Origin of the sequence: Ancylobacter sp. TS-1, from assembly GCF_009223885.1 — a bacterium.
Classification (GTDB): domain Bacteria; phylum Pseudomonadota; class Alphaproteobacteria; order Rhizobiales; family Xanthobacteraceae; genus Ancylobacter.
This window is the reverse complement of the sequence record NZ_CP045144.1, coordinates 3,063,849-3,085,952: the sequence shown is the minus strand read 5'-3', so window position 1 is coordinate 3,085,952 and position 22,104 is coordinate 3,063,849. Positions and strand designations below refer to the sequence as shown.

Genomic DNA, 22,104 nt, shown 5'->3' with positions numbered 1-22,104 from the left:
CTGCCGGCGGGAAGCGGGCGGCGCCCGGGGCGGCGGACGCAGCGGCCGATGTCCACACCCTGCCTCTGGCCGGACGCCATGCCGCGCCTTTGGCGGGGGCCCCCGGCTCAAAAATGCCGCAGGATACCGCGATGCCGGAGGGATTCGGCCCTCTCCCCACGCGGCCGCACCGACCGAGGAGCTTCGCAACGCCATGCCCCACCCGACCCAGCCGGTCTTCGACGGCCATAACGACGTCCTGCTGCGGCTGTGGAACCGCGCGGCGGCGGGCGAGGACCCGGTAGCCGCGTTCATCGACGGCACGCCGCGCGGCCATCTCGACGCGCCGCGCGCCCGGGCTGGCGGGCTGATCGGCGGGCTGTGCGCGATCTACATCCCCTCCGGCGATCTGGTGCTGAAGAAGGCGGACGCGAAGGGCCACTACGCGACCGCGCTCGCCGCGCCGCTGGCGCGCGCGCCCTCGCTCGACATCGCGCTGGAAATGGCGGCCATCGCCTTCCGGCTGGAGCGGGCCGGCGGCTGGCGCCTGTGCCGCTCCACCGCCGACATACGCGCGGCGGCGGCCGCCGGGGTGTTCGCGGCGGTGCTGCACATGGAGGGCTGCGAGGCGATCGGTGCGGACCTCGCGGCGCTGGAGACCTTTTACGCCGCCGGGCTGCGCTCGCTCGGGCCGGTGTGGAGCCGCAACAACATCTTCGGCCATGGCGTGCCCTTCGCCTATCCGATGAGCCCGGATACCGGGCCGGGCCTGACGCCGGCCGGCGTCGAGCTGATCCGCGCCTGCAACCGGCTCGGCATCGTGGTCGATCTCGCCCACATCACCGAGAAGGGATTCTGGGACGTCGCCGGGATCACCGACCAGCCGCTGGTGGTGAGCCATTCCAACGCCCACGCGCTGACCCCGGTGGCGCGAAACCTGACCGACCGCCAGCTCGACGCGGTGCGCGAGAGCGGCGGACTGGTCGGGCTGAACTTCGCCACCACCATGCTGCGCGCGGACGGGCGCGAGGACGCGCGCACGCCGCTCGCCGACATGGTGCGGCACATACGCTACCTCGTGGAGCGCATGGGCGTCGCCCATGTGGCGCTGGGGTCGGATTTCGACGGCGCCACCATCCCGGCGGAGATCAGCGATGCGAGCGGCCTGCCGGCGCTGGTCGCGGCTCTGGCGGCGGACGGTTTCGCCAGCGGCGAGATCGCCGCCATCCGCCAGGACAACTGGCTGCGGATTCTGGCGCGGGCGTGGGGCGAGACGGTGTAGGCGGCCTCAAGCCGCCGCGCTGCCGGGCGCGGCCGACAGGCTCTCGGTGAGGAAGGCGACCAGCGGGCGCACGAATTCGGCCTCCGCACGCTCCTCGCCGAGCAGCACGATCTCGGTCATCGGCAAGGCGGGCCAGTGCTCCGGCGCCCGCAGCGCCTGCATGTCCGGCCCGATGAAGGAGCGCCCGAGCACGGTGACGCCGAGCCCGCCGGCCACCGCCGCGCGGATGCCGGCGAGGCTGGAGGCGGTGCAGGCGGCGAACCAGTCCCGCCGCACCGCGTCGAGCGCGTGGATCATCACCTCGCGATAGGTGCAGGGCGGCGGCAGCAGCACCAGCGGCGCCGGGCGGGTGAAGTCGGGCCGGTATTCCTTCGAGGCCATCCAGACCAGCTGCTCGCGCCAGATGACGCGCCCGCGCTGGGCGGTGCCGTCCTTCTTGGCCACCACCGCGTCGAGCTGGCCGCCCTCATAGGCGCCGAGCAGGTCGCAGCTCAGCCCGGTGCGCAGTTCCAGATGCAGGCCCGGATAGAGCCGCTGGAAACGCGCCAGCATGCCGGGCAGCAGATGGGGGACGAAATCCTCGCTCACCCCGAGCCGCAGGCTGCCGACGCGCGGCTCCAGCAGCGCGCGCACCGCGACGTCGTTGAGCTCCAGCATGCGGCGGGCGCTGACCAGCAGCTTCTCGCCCTCCTGCGTCAGGGTCAGCGAGCGGCTGGTGCGCTCGAACACACGGCAGCCGAGCAAATCCTCCAGCCGCAGGATCTTCTGGCTCACCGCCGATTGCGAGCGTCCCACCACCTCGGCGGCGGCGGTGAAGCTGCCGGTTTCGGCGACGGCGACGAAGGCCCGGAGCAGATCGATTTCAAGATCAGGATGGCGCATCGCATCTATTCGAATGGCGGCTGAATGCCATTAAAACTATGCGCTTTTCTTCTTGACGGCAACCACGCATCCTCCGCCCCGAAAAACCCGGCGGAGCCTGCCGCGATGCCCACCGAGCCGCCGGAACCCCGGCCGGGCCGGCGCGGATGGCGGCGCGACCGTCGTCGCCTGAACCTGTCGCGGGCCCTTCGCCCGCCAATTGCGAGACCCTTCCATGAAAGCCGTCGGCTACACCAGGCCCCTGCCTGTCACCGATCCCGATTCGCTGGTCGACATCGAGCTTCCCCTGCCGGAACTGCGCCCGCGCGATCTGCTGGTCCGCGTCGGCGCCGTCTCGGTCAACCCGGTCGACGTGAAGCTGCGCGCCGGCGCAACCCCGCCCGACGGCGTGGCGCGCGTCCTCGGCCACGACGCGGCCGGCATCGTCGCGGCGGTCGGTCCCGAGGTGACGCTGTTCAAGGTCGGCGACGCCGTCGCCTATGCCGGCGCCATCGACCGCCCGGGCACCTATGCCGAATACCATGCGGTGGACGAGCGCATCGTCGGCCGCAAGCCGACCTCGCTCGGCATGGCCGAGGCGGCGGCGCTGCCGCTGACCGCGATCACTGCGTGGGAGCTGCTGTTCGACCGGCTGAAGGTGCCCTATGGCGTGAAGGAGGCGGGCGACGCGCTGCTCATCGTCAACGGCGCCGGCGGCGTGGGCTCCATCCTCACCCAGCTGGCCCGGCGGCTCACCGGCCTGACCGTCATCGCCACCGCCTCGCGGCCGGACTCCATCGCCTGGGTCAAGCAGATGGGCGCCCATCACGTCATCGACCACCACAAGCCGCTGGACGAGGAGATCGCCCGGATCGGCATCCCGCAGGTGCGCTACGTCGCCGGCCTCACCGCCACCGAGCGCCATCTGCCGGCGATCCTGCGGGCACTGGCGCCGCAGGGGGCGCTCGCCCTTATCGACGACCCGACGACGCTCGACATCGCCCCGTTCAAGCGCAAGAGCCTGTCGGTGCATTGGGAGCTGATGTTCACCCGCCCGCTGTTCGGCACGCCGGACATGATCCGCCAGCATCACCTGCTCGACGAGGTGGCCGACCTCGTCGATGCCGGGCTCCTGCGCACCACGCTCCAGCAGAAATTCGGCACGATCAACGCCGCGAATCTGCGCAAGGCGCACGCCCTCGTCGAGAGCGGCCGCAGCATCGGCAAGGTTGTGCTGAAAGGCTTCTAGCGGCCAGACGGCCCGCCGCCGCACAGGTGGCGGGCCGGCCGGTTCAGGCCGGATGCACCCCGGCGACGCGCTCGACCTGATCGCGCAGGTCGTCCATCGCGTTGGCGAGGAGATAGAGCCCCTGCGGGGGCTGCACATGGCCGAGATCGCCGGCCGCGCGCACGATGCCGTCGATCGCCTCGTCGCCCTCGGGGGCGGCGGCGCATTCGCGCGCCAGTTCGCGCGCGATGGCCAGTATGTCGTCTCTTGAGATGGCCAGAAGCGGCCTGTTTCCCGGTTCGGTGGCTTCGTCGAGGGCTTCCTGCAGGCGTTGCAGACAGACCCGTTGTTCGGGTGTCATTGATGCCTCCCTGCCCGACAAGATCGGGCGCGGCTAATCTACCGCAGAAGAGGCCCTACGTATTCTTACGAAGGCGTGACAGCGGGCCGGCCGGTCGGCCCGTGCGGCGCGGGGCCCGTGCTTGCGCGCACCACCAGTTCCACCGGCAGCACCGTGTCCTCCGTGCCCTCGTCGCCGGCGATGCGGTCGATCAGCCGCTGCGCCGCGTGGCGGCCGATGGCCTCGCGCGGCTGGCGGATGGTGGAGAGCGCCGGCGTCATGTGCGAGACCAGCTCGATGTCGTCGAAGCCGATCACCGAGACATCGCGCGGCACGGCAAGGCCCCGATGCTGGATCTCGCCGATGAAGCCGCAGGCCATGGCGTCGCTGGCGAGGAAGACGGCGGTCGGCCGCTCCTGTGGCGCCAGCGCCAGCCACATCTCGCCGGCGCGGCGGCCGGAATCGAGGCTGAAATCGCCGGGAAAGACGCGCGGCGCCGGCAGGCCGCGCTCCGCCAGCGCCTGCTCAGCGCCGGCAAGGCGTGCCTCGCTCAGCACATTGCCGGGCGGGCCGGCGACATGGGCGACGACCCGGTGGCCGAGATCGGCGAGGTGAGCGACGGCGAGCGCCGCCGCCGCCCGGTTGTCGATCTTCACCCGCGGTGCGGCGAAGCCGGGAATCCACTCGCAGGCCAGCACCACCGGCACGCGACGCGCCAGCCCCTCGGCCGGCAGCGTGCCGTCGAGCACGATCAGCCCGTCGGCCCGGCTCGGCTCGGCATAGGAGAGCAGCGTCTCACCGCCCATGGCGCGGGTATCGGCGATGAGCAGATTGTAGCCCGCATCCGCCAGCACCGCCGCCATGCCGGCGAGGATCTGCGAGAAGAACGGGTTGGACAGGTTCGGCACCAGCGCCACCACCCCGCCGGTGCGCCGGTGGCGCAGGTTGCGCGCCGCATGGTTGAGCCGGTAGCCGGTCTGGCGGATCGCCTCCTCGACGCTGCGCCGGGTCTCCGCGCTCACCACGTCGGGGTTGGAGAGCACGCGGCTGACCGTCGCGGTGGAAACGCCGGCGAGCCGCGCCACGTCCACGATCTTCGGTCTCTGGTGCTGCATGGCCACTCCATAGACGCGCCGGAGCCCTGCTGGCAATCCACCTCGCGCTGCCGTTACGGCATCCTCCCACGATGCCTCTTGCAATCGATTACAGGCCTCCGCTACGCTCCTTGCAACCGATTACAAAAATAGAACGGTTGGCCGGCAACGCCCGGTCGGGAGGAAACCATGCGGACCATCAAGGGGCCGGGCCTGTTTCTGGCCCAGTTCATCGGCGCCGACGCGCCTTTCGACAGCTGGAATTCCATCACGCGCTGGGCCGCCGATTGCGGCTATGCCGGCGTGCAGGTGCCCACCAACGACGCGCGCATCCTCGATCTCGACAAGGCGGCCGCCTCGCGCGACTGGTGCGCGGAATGGGCGGGACGCGGCGCGGAGAACGGGGTCGTCGTCACCGAGCTGTCCACCCATCTTCAGGGCCAGCTGGTCGCCGTCCATCCGGCTTATGACGCCATGTTCGACGCCTTCGCCCCGCCTGCCGTGCACGGCAACCCGGCGGCGCGGCAGCAATGGGCGGTCGACCAGATGCGGAAGGCGCTGACCGCCTCGAAGAATCTCGGCCTCACCGCCATGGTCAGCTTCTCCGGCGCGCTGGCCTGGCCCTATGTCTATCCCTGGCCGCAGCGCCCGGCCGGGCTGATCGAGGAGGCGTTCGACGAGCTGGCACGGCGCTGGCGGCCGATCCTCGACCATGCCGAGGAATGCGGCGTCGACGTGTGCTTCGAGATCCATCCCGGGGAGGATCTGCACGACGGCGATACGTTCGAGATGTTCCTCGACCGCGTGGACCAGCACCCCCGTGCGAAGATGCTCTACGACCCCTCGCACTACGTGCTGCAGCAGCTCGACTATCTCGACCACCTCGACATCTATGCCGAGCGCATCGGCATGTTCCACGTCAAGGATGCCGAGTTCAACCCGACCGGCCGCAAGGGCGTCTATGGCGGCTACCAGCCCTGGGTGAAGCGCGCCGGGCGCTTCCGCAGCCTCGGCGACGGGCAGGTCGATTTCGGCGCCATCTTCTCCAAGCTGGCGGCGATGGATTTCGACGGCTGGGCGGTCGTCGAGTGGGAGTGCTGCCTCAAGCACCCGGAGGACGGCGCGCGCGAGGGCGCCGAGTTCGTGAAGAGCCACATCATCCGCGTCACCGAGAAGGCGTTCGACGATTTCGCCAGCGCCGGCACCGACCGCGCCGCCAATCGCCGCCTGCTGGGGCTGGAGCGATGAGCGCGCCCCTCAGGCTCGGCATGGTCGGCGGCGGCTCGGGCGCCTTCATCGGCGCCGTGCACCGCATCGCCGCCCGGCTCGACGGGGAGTTCGTGCTGGTCGCCGGCGCGCTGTCCTCCACCCCGGAAAAGTCCCGCGCCTCGGCCGAGGCGCTGGGGCTGGCGCGCTCCTATGACGACTTCGCGGCGATGGCGAAGGCCGAGGCGCGGCGCAAGGACGGCATCGAGGCGGTCGCCATCGTCACGCCCAACCACATGCACGCCGCCCCCGCGATCGAGTTCCTCAAGCGCGGCATCCATGTGATCTGCGACAAGCCGCTGACCGCCACCATGGCGCAGGCCAAGCAGCTCGCCAAAGCGGCGGAAAAGGCCAACGCGCTGTTCGTGCTCACCCACAACTACACCGGCTATCCCATGGTGCGCCAAGCCCGCGCCATGGTGGCGGCCGGCGCGCTCGGCCGCATAAGGCTGGTGCAGGTCGAGTACGTACAGGACTGGCTGACCGAGGCCGCCGAGAAGCACGGCTCCAAGCAGGCCGAGTGGCGCACCGACCCGGAGCGCTCCGGCGCCGGCGGGGCGACGGGCGACATCGGCACCCATGCCTACAACCTCGCCTGCTTCGTCTCCGGGCTCACGCCCGAGGCCCTCGCCGCGGACCTGTCCGTCTTCGTGCCGGGCCGCGCGCTCGACGACAACGCCCATGTGCTGCTGCGCTTTACGGGCGGGGCGAAGGGCATGCTGTGGGCGAGCCAGGTGGCGCCCGGCAACGAGAACGGCCTGCGCCTGCGCGTCTATGGCGACAAGGGCGGGCTGGAATGGGCGCAGGAAGACCCGAACTATCTCTGGCACGCTCCCTTCGGCGAGCCCAGGCGCCGCATCACCCGCAACGGCGCCGGGGCGGGGCCGGAGGCGGGGCGGGTCTCGCGCATTCCGCCCGGCCACCCCGAGGGCTATCTCGAAGGCTTCGCCAACATCTATGCCGAGGCCGCCCGCGCCATCCGCGCCCGTCAGGCGGGCGAGCCGATGCCGGAAGGCGTCGTCTTCCCGACGCTGGCGGACGGGCTGGCGGGCATGCGCTTCGTGGAGGCCTGCGTGCAGTCTTCCCGCCGCAATGCCGGCTGGGTGACGCTATGAGCGCCGCCCCGGAGCGCGCGGCCGCCCCGGTGCTCGAACTGGTCGACGTGCGCAGGAGTTTCGGCCCGATCGAGGTCCTGCATGGCGTCGACTTCGCGCTCCATGCCGGCGAGGTGCACGCGCTGATCGGCGAGAACGGCGCCGGCAAGTCGACGATCATGAAGATCCTCGGCGGCTTTCTGGAGCCCACCTCCGGCGAGGTGCGGCTCGACGGCGCCCGCGCCCGCTTTGCCAGCGGCCCGGCGGCGGAGGCGGCCGGGGTCGTCGTCATCCATCAGGAGTTCAACCTCGCCGCCGACCTCACGGTGAGCGAGAATATCTGGCTCGGGCGCGAACTGGGGCGCCTGCTGCTCGACCACCGGGCGATGCGCGAGGGCACGCAGGCGTTGCTCGACCAGCTCGACAGCCCGATCAGCCCGGAAGCGCGCATCCGCGACCTCACCGTCTCCGACCGCCAGATGGTCGAGATCGCCAAAGCCCTCTCGCGCAACGCGCGGGTGCTGATCATGGACGAGCCCTCCGCCGTGCTCACGCACAGGGAAGTCGAGGTGCTGTTCCGCCAGATCGAGCGGCTGCGGGGGCAGGGCGTGGCGCTGCTCTACACCTCGCACCGGCTGGAAGAAGTCGCCCACCTCGCCGACCGCGTCACCGTGCTGCGCGACGGCGCGGTGGTGCGCCGGGCCCTGCGCGGGGAACTGAGCGAGGACGGCATGGCTACCGCCATGGTCGGGCGCGACCTTCAGGACATCTACCCCCCCCGCCGGCACACGCCCGGCGCGGTGGCGCTGGAGGTGCGCGGGTTCGACGTGCCGCCGCTGGTGCGGGACGTCTCCTTCACGCTGCGCCGGGGCGAGGTGCTGGGAATCTCCGGCCTCGTCGGCTCCGGCCGCACCGAGCTTGCCGAGGGGCTGGTCGGGCTGCGCCCGGCGAGCGGCGAGATCCGGCGCGCGGGCGCCGTGGTCCGCATCGGCTCGGTCGGCGAGGCCGCCGCCCACGGCATGGCCTACCTCACCGAGGACCGCAAGGAACGCGGCCTGCTGCTCGACAAGAGCCTCACCGAGAACCTCACCCTTTCGACCCTGCCCCGCTTCGGCAGCCCCTTCATCTCGCACGAGAAGGAGGAGGCGGCGCTGACGCAGGCCATCGCCGATTTCGACATCCGCGCCCCGCGCCGCGACATGCGGGTCGGCAACCTCTCCGGCGGCAACCAGCAGAAGCTGCTGCTGGCCAAGACGCTGCTGCCCGACCCCGAGATCGTCATCATCGACGAGCCGACGCGCGGCATCGACGTCGGCACCAAGCACCAGATCTACCTGTTCATCGACCGCCTCGCCCGGGAAGGACGCAGCGTCATCGTGATCTCCTCCGACATGCCCGAGATTCTCGGCCTCTCCGACCGCGTGCTGGTGATGCGAAACGGCCGGATCGCCGGCGAGCTGGCGGGCGAGCGCATCAGCGAGACCGACGTGGTGCGGCTCGTGATGGGCACCAGCGAAACGCCCGCACGCGGAGAGCCCGCCAATGTCTGACGCCGCCTCCACCCCCGCCGCACCGGCACATTCCGCCGCACGCGCCGCCGGGGCGACCTCGCGCCTGCCCGGCCTGTCGGCGCTCGGCCCGCTGCTGGCGCTGATCCTGCTCGTCGCGCTGGGGGCCTATCTCAACGAGAACTTCCTCTCCGCCGGCAACGTCACCAACGTGCTCGCGCGCTCGGCCTTCATCGGCATGATCGCGGTGGGCATGACCTTCGTCATCACCTCGGGCGGGCTGGACCTGTCGGTCGGCTCCATGGCCGCCTTCATCGCCGGGGTGATGATCCTCGCCATGAACGCGCTGCTGCCGGCCATGGGGGTCGGCATACCGCTGATCCTGACCGGCATGGCGATCGCGCTCGGCGCCGGGCTGCTGGCGGGGCTCGGCAACGGGCTTCTGGTGACGAAGGCACGCATCGAGCCCTTCATCGTCACGCTGGGCACAATGGGCATCTTCCGCTCGCTGGTGACGTGGCTCGCCGATGGCGGCACGATCAGCCTCGACTTCGCGGTGCGCCAGCTCTACCGGCCGGTCTATTATTCCGGCCTGTTCGGCATCGCCTGGCCGATCCTCGTCTTCGCGCTGGTCGCCATCGCCGGGCAGATCGCCATGCGGCACACCCGGTTCGGGCGTTACTGCGAGGCGATCGGCTCGAACGACCGGGTGGCGCGCTACTCGGCGGTGAATGTCGACCGGGTGCGGCTGCTCACCTATGTGCTGCTGGGCCTGCTCGTCGGCTTCGCCACCATCATGTATGTGCCGCGTCTCGGCTCGGCTTCCGGCTCCACCGGCATGCTGTGGGAGCTGGAGGCTATCGCCGCTGTCATCATCGGCGGCACCGCGCTCAAGGGCGGCCATGGCCGCGTCTGGGGCACGGTGGTGGGCGTGCTGATCCTCAGCCTGATCGACAACATCCTCATTCTGGCGGACCTCGTGTCTCCCTATCTCAACGGGACGATCCAGGGCGTCATCATCGTGCTCGCGGTGGTTCTCCAGCGCGGGAAATCATCCGCCTGAGAGCGGAAAAACGGGAGGAAACAACAATGGAACGCAGGACATTCCTGACCGCGACGCTCGCCACGACCGCGGCCGCCGTCGCCACCGGCGGCCTGTCCGCGCCCGCCATGGCGCAGGGCAAGAAGGCGGTGATCGGCGTCTCGATCCCCTCCGCCACGCACGGCTTCATGGGCGGGCTGAACTGGCACGCGCAGGAGACCATCAAGCGGCTGAAGGCGACCTATCCGAACCTTGAGTTCGTGCTCGCCACCGCCGGCGCGGTCGGCAAGCAGGTCAACGACATCGAGGACATGGTGGCGACGCGCAACATCGACGCCCTCGTCGTGCTGCCCTTCGAATCCGAGCCGCTGACCAGCCCCGTCAAGGCGGTGAAGGATGCCGGCAAGTGGGTGACGGTGGTCGATCGCGGCCTGTCGCAGCCCGGCATCGAGGACCTCTACGTCGCCGGCGACAACGTCGCCTTCGGCCGCGTCTCGGGCGAGTATTTCAAGGCGAACCTGAAGCCCGGCGCCAAGATCGTCGTGCTGCGCGGCATCCCGACCACGCTCGACAATGAGCGTGTCGAGGCGTTCCAGGCCGCCATCGCCGGCTCGGGCATCGAGATTCTCGACATGCAGCACGGCAACTGGAACCGCGACAAGGCGTTCTCGGTGATGCAGGACTACCTGTCCAAGCACAAGAAGATCGACGCGGTATGGGCGGCCGACGACGACATGGCGATCGGCGTCATGGAAGCCATCTCGCAGGCCGGCCGGCAGAAGGAGATGTGGATCGTCGGCGGCGCCGGCATGAAGGAGATCATCAAGCGCGTCATGGACAAGGACCCGCAGATTCCGGTCGATGTCTCCTACACCCCGGCGCAGATTTCCACCGCGCTCGAGGTCACCGCGCTGCGCTTCGTGTCCGACACGCCGGTCTATGGCCGCTTCATCATCGGCTCGACGCTGATCACGCCGGAGAACGCGGCGCAGTTCTACTTCCCCGACAGCCCGTTCTGACCCTTCCTCGCGAAGACCGCCTCATCCGGCGCCGGGCACTCCCCGGCGCCGGTTTTCGTTCCGGCCCGCCGGAAACGGCTTATCCTGGATCAAACCGGAGACCCCCGCCTCGGCTATGATGGCGGGAAGGTATCGCGATGGCGCGCCGTCGCGAACAGTCGAGGGAGGAACGCCATGAGCCTGCACAAGAAGCTGGTCGTCGAGCCGGGAACCCGCGTGCGGCTGAAGGATGTCGATGCCGCCTTCCATGGCGACTACGCCTCCTCCGAGCACGCCAAGGAGGATCTGGCCAAGAACGTCGCGCGGCTCGCCGAGCTGCAGCAGAAGCTCTATGGCGAGAAGAAGCACGCGCTGCTCGTCGTGCTGCAGGGCATCGACGCCGCCGGCAAGGACGGCACCTGCTGGCACGTGATGGCGGCGATGAACCCGCAGGGCACCTATGTGAAGGGCTTCAAGCAGCCCACCGAGGAAGAGCGCCTGCACGATTTCCTGTGGCGGGTGCATGCCCATACCCCCGCCCTCGGTCAGGTCGGGGTGTTCAACCGCTCGCATTACGAGGATGTGCTCGTCGTGCGGGTGCATGATCTCGTGCCCAGGGAGGTGTGGTCGAAGCGCTACGACCGCATCAACGAGTTCGAGAAGCTGCTGACCGAGTCCGGCGTCACGATCCTGAAATTCTTCCTCTACATCAGCCCGGAGGAGCAGCTCGAGCGGTTCCGCCAGCGGCTCGACGACCCGGCGCGGCAGTGGAAGATCAGCGATTCCGACTATAAGGAGCGCGCCTTCTGGGACCAGTATGCGGCGGCCTATGAGGACATGCTGGAGAAGTGCTCCACCAGGCACGCGCCCTGGTACGTGATCCCGTCGAACCACAAATGGTTCCGCAACCTCGCGGTGTCGCAGATCATCGAGGCGACGCTCGACGAGATGAAGCTGAAACTGCCGGCGCCGACCGTGGACCTCGCGAAGATCCGCCAGGAATATCACGCGGCGACCGAGGCGGCGCCGGGCAAGGCCGCCAGGTAGACGGGCCTCGAACAGACCACCTCCGGTAGACGACGGCGCGGCGGTTTCTCTCCGGCGGCGAATGTGCGATCCACCCATACGGCCCGGCGCGCGGTGCGCCGGCCGGGCAAGCCGCGGCGACCTCATGGGCCTCACACTCGTCATCTTCCTGCTGGTCTATGTGGCGATGGGCTTCGGCAAGCTGCCGGGCTTCAAGGTCGATCGCACCGGCGCCGCCATTGTCGGGGCGCTGGCGATGATGGTGGCCGGCAGCATCAGCCCCAAGGTGGCATGGGACGCCATCGACTACAGCAGCGTCGGCATGCTGTTCGGCCTGATGGTGGTCTCGGCGGCCTTCGTCGTGTCGGGCTTCTACGGCTGGACGGCGCAGCGCGTAGCGCTGCTGCCGGTGAGCCCGCCGGTACTGCTCGCGGTGCTGGTCGCGGTCGGCGGCGCGCTCTCCGCGCTGCTCACCAACGACGTGGTGGTGGTGGCGATGACGCCGCTTCTGGTCTCGCTGACGCTGGCGCGCGGCCTCAACCCGGTGCCGTTCCTGCTCGCCTTCTGCTTCGCCGCCAATACCGGCTCGGCCGGCACGCTGATCGGCAGCCCGCAGAACATGATCGCGGCGCAGCAGCTCGGCCTGTCCTTCAACGGCTTCCTCGCCGTCGCCGGCGTGCCGGCGCTCCTCTCGCTGCCGCTGGTCTGGGCGATCGTGACGCTGGTCTATCGCGGCCGCTGGACGCTGGCGCGCGCAGGCGCCGCGCCCGCCGCGAGCGAGCCGGCGCCCGCGCCGGTGCGGATCGACCGGGTGGAGACGGCGAAGGCGAGCCTCGTCACCCTCCTCGTCGTGCTGGCCTTCATCCTCACCGACTGGCCGCGCGACCTCATCGCGCTGGGCGCCGCCGGCGTGCTGCTGATCAACCGGCAGATCGCCTCCAGCGACATGCTCAAGCATGTCGACGGCAATCTGCTGCTGCTGATCATGGGGCTGTTCGTGGTGAATGCGGCGGTGGCCGCCACCGGCCTGCCGCAGAGCCTGCTCGACGACCTGCGCGCCGCCGGGCTGAACCTCAACGACCCGCTGGCGCTGTTTCTCGCCTCGGGGGCGCTGAGCAACATCGTCGGCAACAACCCGGCGGTGATGCTGCTGGTGCCCTTCCTCTCCCCCGGCGCCGAGGCGGAGGCGCTCGGCGCGGCACTGGCGCTCGGCACCGGATTTTCCAGCAACCTCATCGTGTTCGGCAGCCTCGCCGGCATCATCGTGGTCGAGCAGTCGGCGGCCTGCGGGGTGAAGATCTCGTTCGGCGAGTTCGCCCGCGCCGGCGTGCCGGTCACGCTCGCCTGCATGGCGCTGGCGGCGGTCTGGATCGTGCTGATCTAGGGACGCCCGGCGCGGCCCTCCGCCGCGCGCCTTGCTGCACGTCAATGGCAACCGCCCCGGCGGGTATCATGATGGCCTCACGCGAGAGAGGCGCCGCAGCCGCGCCCGGACGGAGGAAGCCATGTCCCAGCCTGCAACCGCCCCGGCCCCGGCCGCCGTCCCTGCGGCCCCAATGCCCGCCGCGCCGCCGAAAGCGGCATCCGGCGCGTCGAACCGCCCGGCGCGGCTCGACGCGGCCGGCATCGCGGCGGCCTTCGCCGGGCTCGGCAGTTCGCCCGCCGGCCTCGCCTCGGCGCAGGTGAAGGCGCTGCAGGAGAAGTTCGGCCCCAACGCCATCGCCGCGCATGAGGAAAGCCGCTGGCGCAAGCTGTTCGGCTATTTCTGGGGGCCGATCCCGTGGATGATCGAGGCGGCGGCGCTGCTCTCGCTGGTCCGTCTCGACTGGGCCGACTTCATCGTGGTGATGGGCCTGCTCCTCTACAACGCCGTCGTCGGCTTCTGGCAGGACAGCAAGGCCGCCAGCGCGCTCGCCGCGCTGAAGAAGGGGCTGGCGCTGAAGGCCCGCGCGCTGCGCGACGGCGCCTGGGTCACGCTCGACACCGCCGAGCTGGTGCCCGGCGACGTGGTGAGCGTGTCCGGGGGCGAGACCCTGCCCGCCGACCTCCTCCTCACCGACGGCAAATATCTCTCCGTCGACCAGGCGGCGCTGACCGGCGAATCCCTGCCGGTGTCGAAGGCGGTCGGCGACAGCGGCTATTCCGGCTCCATCGTCCGCCAGGGCTCCATGACCGGCCTTGTCACCGCCACCGGCAATGCCACCTTCTTCGGCCGCACCGCCAAGCTGGTCGCCTCGGCCGGCGCCAAGTCGCACGCCGAAAAGGCGGTCATCCAGATGGGCGACTTCCTGATCATCCTCTCGGCCGCGCTCGCCGTGCTGCTGGTGGTCGCGCAGGTTCACCGCGACATCGTGGCCAACGGCCATTGGGAATGGTCGCATGCCGGCGCTATCATCCAGCTGGTGCTCGTGCTGCTCGTCGCCTCGGTGCCGGTGGCCACGCCCGCGGTGATGTCCGTCACCATGGCGCTCGGCGCGCTGGCGCTGTCGAAACAGCAGGCCATCGTCTCGCGCCTCTCCGCCATCGAGGAACTGGCCGGCGTCGACGTGCTGTGCTCGGACAAGACCGGCACGCTGACGCTGAACCAGCTCACCCTGCAACCGCCCATTCCTTGGGGCGCGGCCGCTCCGGACGAACTGATCCTCGGCGCCGCGCTCGCCTCGCAGAAGCAGAGCGACGACGCCATCGACAAGGCGGTGATGGCGGGGCTGAAGGACCCGAAGGTGCTCGACCAGTACCATCAGGTCGACTTCACCCCCTTCGACCCGGTGAGCAAGAAGACGGCGGCGCAGGTCACCGGCCCGGACGGCCGGACGGTGCACTACGCCAAGGGCGCGCCGCAGGTCATCGCCACCCTGTGCGGGCTGTCGCAGGACAGCGCGAAGGACTATTTCGGCGCCGTCGACCGGCTGGCGCGGGACGGCACGCGCGCGCTCGGCGTCGCCCGCTCCGATGACGGGGCGACGTGGACGCTGCTCGGCCTGCTGCCGATGCTCGACCCGCCGCGCCCCGACGCCGCCGCCACCATCGCCCGCGCCAAGCAACTCGGCGTCACGGTGAAGATGGTGACGGGCGACGATGTGGCGATCGGCAGCGAGATTTCCCGCCAGCTCGGCCTCGGCGACCATCTCCTCGTCGCCAGCGAGGTGTTCGGCGAGGATTCCAATCCCCAGCACATCGCCATCGACGCCGCCCGCGCGGTGGAAGTGGCGGACGGCTTCGGCCGGGTGTTCCCCGAGCACAAGTTCCAGATCGTCAAGGCATTGCAGGAGCGCGGCCATATCGTCGCCATGACCGGCGACGGCGTGAACGACGCCCCCGCGCTCAAGCAGGCCGATTGCGGCGTGGCGGTGTCCGGCGCGACCGACGCGGCGCGCAGCGCGGCGGCGCTGATCCTCACCGCGCCGGGCCTGTCCACCATCATCGCGGCGATCATGGAGGCGCGCGCCATCTTCGAGCGCATCACCAGCTACATCTATTACCGCATCGCCATGACGCTCAACATCATGCTGGTCGTGGTGCTGACCTATCTCGTCTACGACTTCATGCCGCTCACCGCGATCATGATCGTGGTCATGGCGCTGCTCGACGACATCCCGATCATGACCATCGCCTACGACAACGTGAAGGTGCAGGACCGCCCGGTGCGCTGGGACATGCACCGGATCATCTCCTTCTCCACCATCATGGGGATCATGGCGCTGGTGCAGAGCTTCGGCATCGTGATGCTGGGCATGTTCTGGATGAAGAGCCCCGAGCTGACCGCCATCCTGCCGATGGACCTGCCGCACGTGCAGACCATGCTGTTCCTCCAGCTCGCGGCGGGCGGGCACCTGCTGTTCTTCGTCTCGCGGGTGCAGGGCACGCTGTTCCGGCCGCCCTATCCCAGCCTGCCGGTGCTCGGCGCGGTGATCGGCACGCAGATCTTCGCCATCTTCATGTGCGCCTATGGCTGGTTCATGCCGGCGCTGCCCTGGCTGCTGATCGGCGTGGTCTGGGCCTATTGCCTGGCCTGGACGCTGGTGATGGACGCGGTGAAGCTGGTCTATTTCCACCTCGTCAACGGTCGCGACCGGCAGCCCAGCGTCATCGACGCCTCGATCGGCCCGGCCGTGCCGGGCTGAACCGGCGCGACGCACCCGCGACGCGGCGCAAGGCAACGCGCGAGGCGTCACGGATCGTTTGCGCATCGGACATTCCCTGTTCATCATCGGTGCGCGGATATAGGCCGCGCGCCGGGAGACGACAGGACGATGAGCGTATCCCGGACGACGGACGGGCGGACGGCGGCCGAGCAGACGGCGGCGGCCTCCTGGCGGCCGTCCTTTCCCGTCGACCTCGGCTGGCGCAACGTCGTCTTCTCGCTGCGCACCGCCGCCGCGGCGCTGACCGCGCTCGCCATCGCCTACTGGATGGAGTTCAGCGACCCGCAATGGGCGACGCTGACCGTCTACCTGCTGGCCCAGCCCACCGTCGGCGCCGCCGTGGCCAAGGGTGCCTGGCGCACCGTCGGCACGCTGACCGGCGGGCTCGCCGGCCTCGTCATCGTGGGGCTGTTCTCGCAGGCGCCCGAACTGCTGGTGGGCGTCACCGCGCTCGCCGTCGGCGTCTGCTTCTACATGGGCGCGCGCCTGCGCAACTACGCGGCCTATGCCGCGATGCTGGCCAGCTTCACCCTGCTGCTGGTCGCCTATGAGGGGTCGATGGACCCGCTCGCCGCCTGGTCGGTCGCCACCGACCGCATGGGCGAGATCCTCATCGGCATCGCCTGCATCACCGTTGCCAGCACCATCGTCATGCCGCGCTATGCCGGCGACGCGCTGCGCGAGGGGCTGGCCGGCACCTTCTCCGCGCTCGCCCTCTATGTGGCGACGGCGCTGCGCCTCTCCGAGCCGCCGGCGGTGTTCGCGGCGCTGCGCCTGCGCATGGTGGCGAGCGTCGTCTCCTTCGACGCGCTGCGCTCCTACGCGCTGTTCGAGGCACCGGAAATGCGGGCCGACGGGCCGGCGCTCAACCGCTCGGTGCGCGAATTCCTGGTAGTGCTGGCGATTGCGCGCGGCCTGTATTTCCGCCTCGACAACTGCCGCGAGGACGGCCGCGCCGTGCATGAGCGCATGCGCCCGGCGCTGGATGCGGCGGTGGCGCGGATCGAGCGCATCGCCGCCGATCCCTCCGCCCTGACCGACCCGCACCCGGCGCGGCGCGAACTGCTGCAGGCGCGCACGGCGCTCGCCGCCACGGCGGTCGAGCTGGAATCCATGGCCGGCACCGTGCCCTTCGAGCCGCTCGCCAACGGCGTGCTCATCCTGCGCCGCGCCGGCGACCTGCTGCACGGCCTGTCCATGGTCGTCGTCAGCGAGGCGGCCAGCATCCGCCGCAGCGCCGGCACGCGGACCACCCGCCGCCCCTCGCCCGCCCCGTCCGAGGGCCGGGGCGAGGCGCTGCTGATCGCCCTGCGCGCCGCCGCCATCATTGCGGTGCTCAGCGGCGTGTGGATGGCGACCGCCTGGCCGGACGGCTTCAGCTTCGTGACCGGCGCGGCGGTGACGCTGTTCTTCGCGGTCAACCAGGACAACCCGCTTCCTCCCGCGCGCACCTTCCTGGTCTGGACGACGATCGGCATCCTCGCGGCCTACGCGCTCATGGTGCTGGTGCTGCCCTCTCTCGAAGGCTTCGAGGCGCTGGCGGTGGCGCTCCTGCCGGTGCTGGTGCCGGCCGGGCTGATGGCCGGCACGCCGAGCCGCGCCTGGGCCGGCATCGCGCTGGGCGGCTTCACCATCTCGCAGGTCGGCACCAGCAACGTCTTCACCCCCAACGAACTGGCCTTCTTCAACAACGCGCTGGCGATGCTGCTCGGCATGGTGTTCTGCATCGCCCTGCTGACCGCGCTGCCGGTGAACTCGCGCGCCCGGCGCGGGCAATGCTGGGAACGCGCCCTCGGCGAGCTGCTGCCGGCGGTGGCACGCGGGCGGACGGCGCCGCGCGCCGCCGCCGGGAACATCGTCGGCATGCTGGCCAACCTGCTGCCGCGCCTTGCCCTCGACCGCCAGCGCGACGAGGACTTCTTCCGCGGCACGCTCGCCGCCTCGTCCTGCGCGATGGAACTCGGCCGGCTGGCGGAGGTCGCCGCCGACCGGGCGACGCCGCCGGAGACGGCCGCCACGCTGACGGGCTTCCTCGCCGGCTTCGCCGATGCGCTGGAGCGGCTGGCACGGAGCCGGGGCGACCGCGCGGCCCGTGTCGCCGAGACCGAGGCGCTCGTCACCGGGGCGCGCGCCGCGCTCGCCGCGCAGATGCCGGCGGCGCCGGGCGAGGCCGCGCGCGCGGTGCTGAAGGCCGGCGCGTCGCTGCGCTTCATCGCCGACCGCTTCGACATCGACCGCGCCTATCTCGCGCGCAGCTTCGCGGAGGGCTGAGCGTGTACGAACCCAGCCTCGCCGTGTTCCACACCGTCAATTTCTTCGGCTTCTACCTGCCGCCGCTGCTGTTATGGGCGCTGGCGGCGCTGCTGCCCTACACGCTGCTGCGCCGGGCCTTCGGCTTGCTGGACCTCGACCGCTATGTCTGGCATCGCTCCCTCTTCAACCTCGCTCTCTATGTTCTGAGCCTCGGCGGCCTGATCTTGGCCGGGAACCTTCTATGGCTGTGATGGCGAAAGATCTGATCCGCTACCTCGTCACGCTCGTCGCCGTGGCCGCCGCCGTGGTGGCCGGCTGGTGGCTGTGGGATTTCTATACGCTCTCGCCCTGGACGCGGGACGCGCAGGTGCAGGCCAATGTGGTCGAGGTGGCGCCCGACGTGTCGGGGCTGATCTCCTCGATCAACGTGGTCGACAACCAGCCGGTGCGGAAGGGCGACGTGCTGTTCGTCATCGACCAGCAGCGTTTCACGCTGGCGCTGGAACAGGCGCAGGCCAGCGTCGCCCAGTATGAGAGCGCGCTCAAGCTGGCGCAGGACGACGCCAACCGCGACGCGCAGGTGATGGCGAACGATTCGAGCGCCATTTCCGCCGTCGCGGCGGAAACCTCCCGCACCCGGGCCGACGAGGCCTCGGCCTCGCTCGATCTGGCGCGGGCGGAGCTGAACGTCGCCAAGCTCAATCTGGAACGCAGCACGGTGCGGGCGCCGGTGAACGGCTTCGTCACCAACCTCACCGCCACGGTCGGCGACTACGCCACCACCGGCAACGGGGTGCTGGCGGTGGTCGACCGCGATTCCTTCTACGTCTACGCCTATTTCATGGAGACCAAGCTTCCGGCGGTCCGCATCGGCGCGCCGGCCGAGGTGCGGCTGATGGCTGGCGGACGGGTGCTGGAGGGCACGGTGCAGGGGCTGAGCCGCGCCATCGCCAACACCACGGACGGCAGCCGGCAGCTCCTCGCTACGGTCGATCCGAATTTCGAGTGGATCCGCCTCGCCCAGCGCATTCCCGTGCGCATCGCGCTCAAGAACCTGCCGGACGATCTGCTGCTGGCGGCAGGCATGTCCGCCACCGTGGTCGTGCGTTCAGAGGCGAAGAACTGACACGGGGCGCTGACTCGCCCGGCGCGGCTCAGATCACGCCGGCGGCACGCAGGGCGGCGCGTTCGTCCCCGCCGAGACCGAGCCGTTCTTCCAATACCTCGTCAGTGTGCTGGCCGAGCACGGGCGGGGCCAGCGGCGCACCGACCGGCGAGTCGCTCAGCCGCAGTGGGCTGCGCACGCCCGGCGCCGCGCCGCCGCTTGCGTGCGGAAGCGCCATCGCCAGTCCGCGCGCCATCGCCTGCGGCTCGGCGAAGGCCTGCGCGATGGTGTTGATCGGCCCGGCCGGGATGCCGGCGGCGTCCAGCATGGCGAGCCATTCTGCCGTCGTCTGCCGCTTCAGCGCGGCCTCGATCAGCGGCAGAAGCGTCTGCCGGTTGGCGACCCGCTGGCGATTGGTGGAATAGCGCGGGTCGGCGGCCAGTTCCGCCAGATCGGCGAGGCGGCAGAAGCGGGCGAACTGCGCGTCATTGCCGACCGCGAGGATGAGATGGCCGTCCGCCGTCCCGAAGGCCTGATAGGGCACGATGTTGGGATGGGCATTGCCGAGCCGGCGCGGCGCGGTGCCGCCGACGAGGAAGTTCAGCGCCTGGTTGGCGAGGCTCGCCATGGCGACGTCGAACAGGGCGAGGTCGATATGCTGGCCGCGCCCGGTGCGGTGGCGCTGCTCCAGCGCCGCCAGCACGGCGATGGCGGCGTTCAGCCCGGTGAGCACGTCGACCAGCGCCACGCCGATCTTCTGCGGCTCGCTGTCGGGGCTGCCCGTCACCGACATCAGCCCGGACATGCCCTGGATCATGAAGTCGTAGCCGGCGCGCCCGGCCTCCGGCCCGTCCTGCCCGAAGCCGGTGATCGAACAATAGACGAGGCGCGGGTTGAGCGCGGAAAGGCTGGCATAGTCGAGCCCGTAGCGCTCCAGCCCGCCGACCTTGAAGTTCTCCACCAGCACGTCGCTCGTCGCCGCCAGCCGGCGGATCAGCCCCTGCCCCTCCGGAGTCGCCATGTCGATGGTGACGGAGCGCTTGTTGCGGTTGGCGGTGAGGAAATAGGCGCTCTCGCCGGTGTCGCGGCCCTCGGAATCCTTCAGCCAGGGCGGGCCCCAGCCACGGGTGTCGTCGCCGGCGCCGGGCTTCTCGATCTTGATCACCTCGGCGCCGAGATCGCCCAGAGTCTGCGTCGCCCAGGGGCCGGCGAGGACGCGGGAGAGGTCGAGCACCCGCACGCCGGTCAGCGCCTGCGCCGGGGAAGGGCTCGCGGAAGGATCGGTCATGGCGGTCTCGCGGCGGGTGAGATGGCTCGGGACGGCGGGAGCCTTCTACACCCTCGCCGGGCTCGTTTCACCTCGCCCGCTTTCCCCTCACCACGCCAGCACCGGCGTCGCCACCGGCGCGCACCAGAGCGCGTATTCGTCCTCGCTCAGCAGCGCGATGGTGACCGACAGCCCGGCCATGTCGAGCGAGGTGACGAAGGTGCCGACCAGCGAGCGGGCCGGCGCGACGCCCCGTTCGGCGAGATGGCGCCGCGCGAGGCCGTAGGCGAGATGCAATTCGATCGGCGGGGTACCGCCGAAGCCATTGACGATCAGCAGCGGCCGGAACGCGCCGGCCGGGCCGAGCTGGTCGAGGATCGGCTCGCAGATCAGCCGCACGATCTCGTCGGCACCGGCGAGGCGCGCCCGGTAGAGCCCCGGCTCGCCATGGATGCCGACGCCGATCTCCATCTCCTCCGGCCCGAGGGCGAAGGTCTCGCGGGGATTGTCGGGGACGGTGACGCCGCGCAGCGCCACGCCCATGGAGCGCAGCCGGCCCGACAGCCCCTCGCCCAGCGCCTTCAGCGAGCCGAGACCGTCGCCGCGCTCGGCCGCCGCGCCGAGGATTTTCTCCATCACCACCGTGCCGGCCACGCCGCGCCGGCCGCGGCTGCGCACCGAGGGGCCGGAGGCGGCGTCGTCCTCCACCACCACGGTCTCGACCCGGTGGCGGCCGGCGGCCATTTCCGCCGCCATCTCGAAATTCATCACGTCGCCGTCGTAGTTCTTCACCACCAGCAGGCAGCCGGCGCCGGTGTCGGTCTCGTCCATGGCGGCGAGGATCTGGTCGGGCGTCGGCGAGGTGAAGACATGGCCGGTGCAGGCGGCATCCAGCATGCCGGCGCCGATGAAGCCGCAATGCAGCGGCTCGTGGCCCGCCCCGCCGCCGGAGATCACCGCCACCTTGCCGGGACTGAGCGTGCGCCGGCGCACGAAACGGCCCCCGCCGCCGAAGGCGACGAGATCCTCATGCGCCGCCACGAAGCCGGCGAGGCTTTCGGCCACCAGCGTTTCGGCCGCGTTCATGATCCGCTTCATCCGATCCTCATCCCGGCCGGCGCCTCACCCGCGCCGGCGCGGCGGAAAGGTGCGGGACGGGGATTGGCGTTTCCTCATGGGCGCCCTTCCGGGCGTCGTTCTCGGCATCATTCGCCTCCGTTGACCAGCGCCGCCATGCTGCGGACGAATTCCGCGACGGCGTCGTCGAACATGCGGTTCTTCTTCTCGTCGCCGAAATCCGGCGCCATGACCGAAAGCGTGCGTAGCTTCTCCGTTCCGCCCGCATCCGGCAACCTCCCGGGATGGGCCGCCTCATAGGCGGCGAGGAAACGCTCCTGCTCGCCGGGACTGAAATGGCAGACCCGGAAGATGGTCGGCAGGTGCCGCGCCGGCAGCGGCGTGTCGTAGGTCGGGCTCGTCACCTGGGTGACGAAGCTGCGGTGCTTGCCGAGCGCGCTGGCGAGGCGCTGGCGCGTGCCGGAGGGCCGGTTGTCGAGCAGGCCGGCCAGAATGGTCTTGTAGGCGATCACCGCCTCGTCGATCGGCTCGCGCGCCAT

Annotated in this window: 19 protein-coding genes; 13 read left to right on the top strand and 6 right to left on the bottom strand. The window is 70.4% G+C overall.

From position 1 onward, the window contains the following. Window positions 1-193 precede the first annotated feature (193 nt). On the top strand, window positions 194-1,261 hold the full coding sequence (locus GBB76_RS14495) for a dipeptidase (RefSeq protein ID WP_152303957.1): 1,068 nt from the start codon (window positions 194-196) through the stop codon (window positions 1,259-1,261). A 6-nt stretch (window positions 1,262-1,267) separates the two neighbouring features. Here the strand turns inward: GBB76_RS14495 and GBB76_RS14490 are convergent, their stop codons facing one another. Continuing rightward, window positions 1,268-2,143 (bottom strand): LysR substrate-binding domain-containing protein, encoded by an 876-nt coding sequence (locus GBB76_RS14490; RefSeq protein WP_152303956.1) that lies wholly within the window; start codon window positions 2,141-2,143, stop codon window positions 1,268-1,270. Window positions 2,144-2,357: 214 nt separating this feature from the next. On the opposite strand from GBB76_RS14490, the gene GBB76_RS14485 reads away from it, so the two are divergent. Further along, window positions 2,358-3,371 carry a zinc-binding alcohol dehydrogenase family protein gene (locus GBB76_RS14485; protein WP_152303955.1) on the top strand — a complete coding sequence of 338 codons (1,014 nt, stop codon included), beginning with the start codon at window positions 2,358-2,360 and terminating at the stop codon, window positions 3,369-3,371. 43 nt (window positions 3,372-3,414) lie between these two features. Here the strand turns inward: GBB76_RS14485 and GBB76_RS14480 are convergent, their stop codons facing one another. Beyond that, window positions 3,415-3,711, bottom strand: a complete 297-nt coding sequence (locus tag GBB76_RS14480; protein WP_152303954.1) for a hypothetical protein — start codon at window positions 3,709-3,711, stop codon at window positions 3,415-3,417. Between the two features lie 65 nt (window positions 3,712-3,776). Continuing rightward, complete coding sequence (locus GBB76_RS14475; protein WP_152303953.1) at window positions 3,777-4,805, bottom strand: LacI family DNA-binding transcriptional regulator; 1,029 nt, start codon at window positions 4,803-4,805, stop codon at window positions 3,777-3,779. Window positions 4,806-4,973: 168 nt separating this feature from the next. On the opposite strand from GBB76_RS14475, the gene GBB76_RS14470 reads away from it, so the two are divergent. From GBB76_RS14470 to GBB76_RS14420, 11 genes are all read left to right on the top strand, one after another. Next, window positions 4,974-6,032 (top strand): sugar phosphate isomerase/epimerase, encoded by a 1,059-nt coding sequence (locus GBB76_RS14470; protein ID WP_152303952.1) that lies wholly within the window; start codon window positions 4,974-4,976, stop codon window positions 6,030-6,032. Then, window positions 6,029-7,165, top strand: a complete 1,137-nt coding sequence (locus tag GBB76_RS14465; RefSeq protein ID WP_202911111.1) for a Gfo/Idh/MocA family protein — start codon at window positions 6,029-6,031, stop codon at window positions 7,163-7,165. Before GBB76_RS14470 ends, GBB76_RS14465 begins: the two co-directional genes overlap by 4 nt. After that, window positions 7,162-8,694: a sugar ABC transporter ATP-binding protein gene (locus GBB76_RS14460; protein WP_152303951.1), complete on the top strand. Its 1,533-nt coding sequence runs from the start codon at window positions 7,162-7,164 to the stop codon at window positions 8,692-8,694. Before GBB76_RS14465 ends, GBB76_RS14460 begins: the two co-directional genes overlap by 4 nt. Further along, window positions 8,687-9,715, top strand: a complete 1,029-nt coding sequence (locus tag GBB76_RS14455) for an ABC transporter permease (RefSeq protein ID WP_202911110.1) — start codon at window positions 8,687-8,689, stop codon at window positions 9,713-9,715. Before GBB76_RS14460 ends, GBB76_RS14455 begins: the two co-directional genes overlap by 8 nt. A 26-nt stretch (window positions 9,716-9,741) precedes the next feature. Beyond that, window positions 9,742-10,713: an ABC transporter substrate-binding protein gene (locus GBB76_RS14450; protein WP_152303950.1), complete on the top strand. Its 972-nt coding sequence runs from the start codon at window positions 9,742-9,744 to the stop codon at window positions 10,711-10,713. A 174-nt stretch (window positions 10,714-10,887) separates the two neighbouring features. Continuing rightward, on the top strand, window positions 10,888-11,739 hold the full coding sequence (locus GBB76_RS14445; RefSeq protein WP_152303949.1) for a polyphosphate kinase 2 family protein: 852 nt from the start codon (window positions 10,888-10,890) through the stop codon (window positions 11,737-11,739). Between the two features lie 124 nt (window positions 11,740-11,863). Then, a complete protein-coding gene (locus GBB76_RS14440; protein WP_152303948.1) occupies window positions 11,864-13,102 on the top strand; it encodes an SLC13 family permease in 1,239 nt (412 codons plus the stop codon). 121 nt (window positions 13,103-13,223) lie between these two features. After that, on the top strand, window positions 13,224-15,842 hold the full coding sequence (locus GBB76_RS14435; RefSeq protein WP_246668936.1) for a plasma-membrane proton-efflux P-type ATPase: 2,619 nt from the start codon (window positions 13,224-13,226) through the stop codon (window positions 15,840-15,842). A gap of 129 nt (window positions 15,843-15,971) precedes the next feature. Then, a complete protein-coding gene (locus GBB76_RS14430; protein WP_152303947.1) occupies window positions 15,972-18,134 on the top strand; it encodes an FUSC family protein in 2,163 nt (720 codons plus the stop codon). A gap of 2 nt (window positions 18,135-18,136) precedes the next feature. Then, window positions 18,137-18,367 (top strand): DUF1656 domain-containing protein, encoded by a 231-nt coding sequence (locus tag GBB76_RS14425; protein ID WP_246668935.1) that lies wholly within the window; start codon window positions 18,137-18,139, stop codon window positions 18,365-18,367. After that, window positions 18,367-19,242 (top strand): efflux RND transporter periplasmic adaptor subunit, encoded by an 876-nt coding sequence (locus tag GBB76_RS14420; RefSeq protein ID WP_152303946.1) that lies wholly within the window; start codon window positions 18,367-18,369, stop codon window positions 19,240-19,242. The genes GBB76_RS14425 and GBB76_RS14420 overlap by 1 nt, the downstream gene beginning before the upstream one ends. Before the next feature lie 28 nt (window positions 19,243-19,270). On the opposite strand, the gene GBB76_RS14415 is transcribed toward GBB76_RS14420, so the two are convergent. From GBB76_RS14415 to GBB76_RS14405, 3 genes are all read right to left on the bottom strand, one after another. Continuing rightward, window positions 19,271-20,509, bottom strand: a complete 1,239-nt coding sequence (locus GBB76_RS14415; RefSeq protein ID WP_152303945.1) for a CaiB/BaiF CoA-transferase family protein — start codon at window positions 20,507-20,509, stop codon at window positions 19,271-19,273. Window positions 20,510-20,596: 87 nt separating this feature from the next. After that, entirely contained in the window at window positions 20,597-21,586 is a 990-nt protein-coding gene (locus GBB76_RS14410) for a dihydroxyacetone kinase subunit DhaK (RefSeq protein ID WP_152303944.1), read from the bottom strand. Window positions 21,587-21,693: 107 nt separating this feature from the next. Then, window positions 21,694-22,104, bottom strand: a complete 411-nt coding sequence (locus GBB76_RS14405; RefSeq protein ID WP_152303943.1) for a hypothetical protein — start codon at window positions 22,102-22,104, stop codon at window positions 21,694-21,696.

Coding starts and splice junctions, on each gene's coding strand:
- GBB76_RS14455 (WP_202911110.1), top strand. CDS start 8,687: ATGTCTGACGCCGCCTCCACCCCCGCCGCACCGGCACATTCCGCCGCA.
- GBB76_RS14420 (WP_152303946.1), top strand. CDS start 18,367: ATGGCGAAAGATCTGATCCGCTACCTCGTCACGCTCGTCGCCGTGGCC.
- GBB76_RS14495 (WP_152303957.1), top strand. CDS start 194: ATGCCCCACCCGACCCAGCCGGTCTTCGACGGCCATAACGACGTCCTG.
- GBB76_RS14475 (WP_152303953.1), bottom strand. CDS start 4,805: ATGCAGCACCAGAGACCGAAGATCGTGGACGTGGCGCGGCTCGCCGGC.
- GBB76_RS14430 (WP_152303947.1), top strand. CDS start 15,972: ATGAGCGTATCCCGGACGACGGACGGGCGGACGGCGGCCGAGCAGACG.
- GBB76_RS14410 (WP_152303944.1), bottom strand. CDS start 21,586: ATGAAGCGGATCATGAACGCGGCCGAAACGCTGGTGGCCGAAAGCCTC.
- GBB76_RS14490 (WP_152303956.1), bottom strand. CDS start 2,143: ATGCGCCATCCTGATCTTGAAATCGATCTGCTCCGGGCCTTCGTCGCC.
- GBB76_RS14415 (WP_152303945.1), bottom strand. CDS start 20,509: ATGACCGATCCTTCCGCGAGCCCTTCCCCGGCGCAGGCGCTGACCGGC.
- GBB76_RS14470 (WP_152303952.1), top strand. CDS start 4,974: ATGCGGACCATCAAGGGGCCGGGCCTGTTTCTGGCCCAGTTCATCGGC.
- GBB76_RS14405 (WP_152303943.1), bottom strand. CDS start 22,104: ATGGCGCGCGAGCCGATCGACGAGGCGGTGATCGCCTACAAGACCATT.
- GBB76_RS14450 (WP_152303950.1), top strand. CDS start 9,742: ATGGAACGCAGGACATTCCTGACCGCGACGCTCGCCACGACCGCGGCC.
- GBB76_RS14485 (WP_152303955.1), top strand. CDS start 2,358: ATGAAAGCCGTCGGCTACACCAGGCCCCTGCCTGTCACCGATCCCGAT.
- GBB76_RS14460 (WP_152303951.1), top strand. CDS start 7,162: ATGAGCGCCGCCCCGGAGCGCGCGGCCGCCCCGGTGCTCGAACTGGTC.
- GBB76_RS14465 (WP_202911111.1), top strand. CDS start 6,029: ATGAGCGCGCCCCTCAGGCTCGGCATGGTCGGCGGCGGCTCGGGCGCC.
- GBB76_RS14435 (WP_246668936.1), top strand. CDS start 13,224: ATGTCCCAGCCTGCAACCGCCCCGGCCCCGGCCGCCGTCCCTGCGGCC.
- GBB76_RS14445 (WP_152303949.1), top strand. CDS start 10,888: ATGAGCCTGCACAAGAAGCTGGTCGTCGAGCCGGGAACCCGCGTGCGG.
- GBB76_RS14440 (WP_152303948.1), top strand. CDS start 11,864: ATGGGCCTCACACTCGTCATCTTCCTGCTGGTCTATGTGGCGATGGGC.
- GBB76_RS14480 (WP_152303954.1), bottom strand. CDS start 3,711: ATGACACCCGAACAACGGGTCTGTCTGCAACGCCTGCAGGAAGCCCTC.